The 2,620-nt window shown below is 47.3% G+C and carries 3 protein-coding genes and 1 pseudogene; 3 read left to right on the top strand and 1 reads right to left on the bottom strand.

From position 1 onward, the window contains the following. Window positions 1-272, bottom strand: a pseudogene (locus tag ACN0IC_RS14950) (hypothetical protein); the annotation flags it as partial. A gap of 210 nt (window positions 273-482) precedes the next feature. On the opposite strand from ACN0IC_RS14950, the gene ACN0IC_RS14945 reads away from it, so the two are divergent. The 3 genes from ACN0IC_RS14945 to ACN0IC_RS14935 form a co-directional block, all read left to right on the top strand. Beyond that, on the top strand, window positions 483-1,358 hold the full coding sequence (locus ACN0IC_RS14945) for a DMT family transporter (RefSeq protein WP_416879567.1): 876 nt from the start codon (window positions 483-485) through the stop codon (window positions 1,356-1,358). A 21-nt stretch (window positions 1,359-1,379) separates the two neighbouring features. Beyond that, window positions 1,380-2,153 carry a methyltransferase gene (locus ACN0IC_RS14940; RefSeq protein WP_416879566.1) on the top strand — a complete coding sequence of 258 codons (774 nt, stop codon included), beginning with the start codon at window positions 1,380-1,382 and terminating at the stop codon, window positions 2,151-2,153. Window positions 2,154-2,285: 132 nt separating this feature from the next. Beyond that, window positions 2,286-2,620, top strand: a 335-nt coding sequence (locus tag ACN0IC_RS14935; RefSeq protein WP_416879565.1) for a LysR family transcriptional regulator, incomplete at its 3' end; no start/stop codon positions are given.

The raw sequence follows: 2,620 nt of genomic DNA, 5'->3' as shown, positions 1-2,620 counted from the left end.
TATGAATAGCATAGTAATGTGGAAAGGAAGCGGCCTACCACATCGTTCAATCTTCTGTCTGCAACAAAACCAGCATGAGAACACTCATGCACGATGTTTCCAAACGACCGTTGGCGAGTTCCGATCACGACACACGCCAAAACATATCCAAGCCAGTAGACGACATCCCCGTTTGTACTGAGACTTTCTGCGAATATTATCGCAACCAGAATTGTTCCGAAATCAAGCGCCAAGACCCCTAGGCCTTGCCGACCAGTGTTACGTGGAAACATCCCATAAAACCGCTTGTTGAACCGTTTTCGAAGCTCGTTAGCTGTTTCCTCCAAGGGGAATTCCTTTCTGTGGTTCCCTCATAGATTGCACATCGAATTTTTATCAGTGAATCGGAAAAAACGCCCCATGGTCGGAAATCCCTGCCCTGACACTGGCCAGCTCTTACTTGATGATGATTGGATAAATTCCTTGCGGGGCACTCAAACTCAATGAACAAAAAAAACGTATTTCTTGCCTTGGCAATGGCCACAATCTTCGGTCTCGGATGGATCGTTGGAAAATCGGCATTAGAGCAGCTACCTCCTATTCAGATGGCTGCTCTTCGCTTTGGCTTGGCTGCGGCGTTGATATTGCCGTTCACCGGTTGGCCTAAAAGAATACGGCTTTTGCACCTACTGCCTCTTTCTGTATTGGCCGTCAGCGCCCCTTATAGCTTATCCAATATAGGTCTTGCTGAGTTGGATGTATCGTTGACAATCTTGCTGGTACAGCTCGAAGCTCCAGTCCTCATCGTATTGTCAGCGATATTCTTACAGGAGCGGCCATCGCGCCTCGCACTTGTTGGGATTATTCTCGCGGTTTCGGGAGTAGCATTGGTAGCCGGACCACCAGCAATAAATGGGAGCTCACTCTGGGTCGCCATGGTTGTTTTCAGTATTTTCGTATGGGCATTTGGGCAACTCTGGATACGTAAAACTGGTATCACTGGAAGTGTGGCGCTCTTGGGTGCCTTATCTGCCCTTGCAACACCACAGTTAGCAATTGTTTCACTGCTGCTGGAGCCTGAGGCCATTGGACAACTAAAGAATATCTCCATTAGAACATGGGCCGAGGTAGTCTATCTGGGTGGCGTCATGACTGCGATGGGTATCGGTATTTGGTATTTCCTGCTGTCTCGATTTGAAGTTCGTCACGTAGCGCCATTTCTTCTCTTGGTTCCCGCGATTTCAATCGGTGGCGGAATCGTGTTTCTTGAGGAAGAAGTTTCATCGATCCGCTGGATCGGTGCTATCATAATTACATTTGGGGTCGCTCTTTCAACATTGAAATTTGAACGGACAAGCGTCCCGCCGCGAGAAACTTGAAACCAAGGAGACTGACATCCAATGTCCAAGAAAACAGCTCACAATTTTGACAGGGAGACGCAAGCAATCTTTGATCTTGCGGGCTTGAGCGGAGTTCCGAGAGATGAGCTTTGCGAACTTGTCGATCTTGCAAAAGGAAACTCCAAGTTGTTGCGACGTTTAGCGGTCAGAAAGCAGTTTGGTGAACCAAATGCATACTTGAGAGGCTATGTAATGATGATGGGTAGGAAATATAGTGTTGACCGTCGTTGCTATATTCCAGACAGCTACGCTGAAGAACTTGTTCATCGGGTCATAGCAGACGCCCCGCCAAACGCCGTAGTTCTGGAGGTCGGCACCGGATGTGGCTGGATTGCGGTCACATTAAAACTAGAAAGGCCCGACCTCACTGTTCTTGCATCAGACATTGATCCTGGAGCAGTTGCGTTGGCAAACCGAAATGCGGAGTGGCATGGTGTTAATATACCATTTTTCGAGAGCTACTTTGTCGATGACATTGTTGGTATAGTGCCAGACCTGATCGTAGCAAACATCCCATACGGTGGTGACTTTGAATACACGGACCGAGAGTTGGAAGAGCGTCCTCAAATGCCCGCCATTGCAATTTGTGATCCCGCAGGAGTTGTGAAGCCATTGATTGAGTTCTATAAATCTGTTGTGGCAAAAAAGTGGGCATCAAAGATTTATCTCGAAACGGGTTACTTGCCCACTGATCGTTTGCAACCTGTCATGGAAAGCTGCACGGATGCGGAACATGTTCAAAATGGCGAATATGGCTATGTAGTATTGAAGTGATCATGTCGAACAATCATATCAGATGATGCTCTGGCGCTGAGGCCTCATACGCTCCGATATTCACTAGACGTTTGCATCCTCTTAATGCAAGTACATACTATATTTTGATTTATATTGAGGCATGAATAGCCATTGAAGTTGCCACCGCTAAATAGTCTAAGAGCGTTTGAGGTGGTTGCTCGTCTGGGAAGCATCCGCGCTGCTGCGAAGGAGCTTGGCACTTCACATTCAACAGTTTCCGAACACATAAAAAACATTGAGTATAGCGTTGGTGTTCCGCTTGTACAAAGAAACGCTAACACACTGGTTCTAACCGAGCATGGAGAGAAATATTCCCGTAATGTTCGCTTGGCTTTTCTTGAACTTGCTCGCGCAACAGAGGAACTGGATTTATCTCGGAAAGTTGAGTCCCTTCGCATTACATGCGTTCCGAGTCTCGCAGTAACGTGGATGCCACATGTATTGGC

It is taken from the genome of Litorimonas sp. (assembly GCA_029936425.1).
Classification (GTDB): domain Bacteria; phylum Pseudomonadota; class Alphaproteobacteria; order Caulobacterales; family Maricaulaceae; genus Litorimonas.
Note: the sequence above shows the minus strand (reverse complement) of the source record. Positions and strands in the feature narration are given on the sequence as shown.

What these genes read in the sequence shown, in the direction of transcription:
- ACN0IC_RS14940 (WP_416879566.1), top strand. Translation starts at nt 1,380, where the DNA reads ATGTCCAAGAAAACAGCTCACAATTTTGACAGGGAGACGCAAGCAATC.
- ACN0IC_RS14945 (WP_416879567.1), top strand. Translation starts at nt 483, where the DNA reads ATGAACAAAAAAAACGTATTTCTTGCCTTGGCAATGGCCACAATCTTC.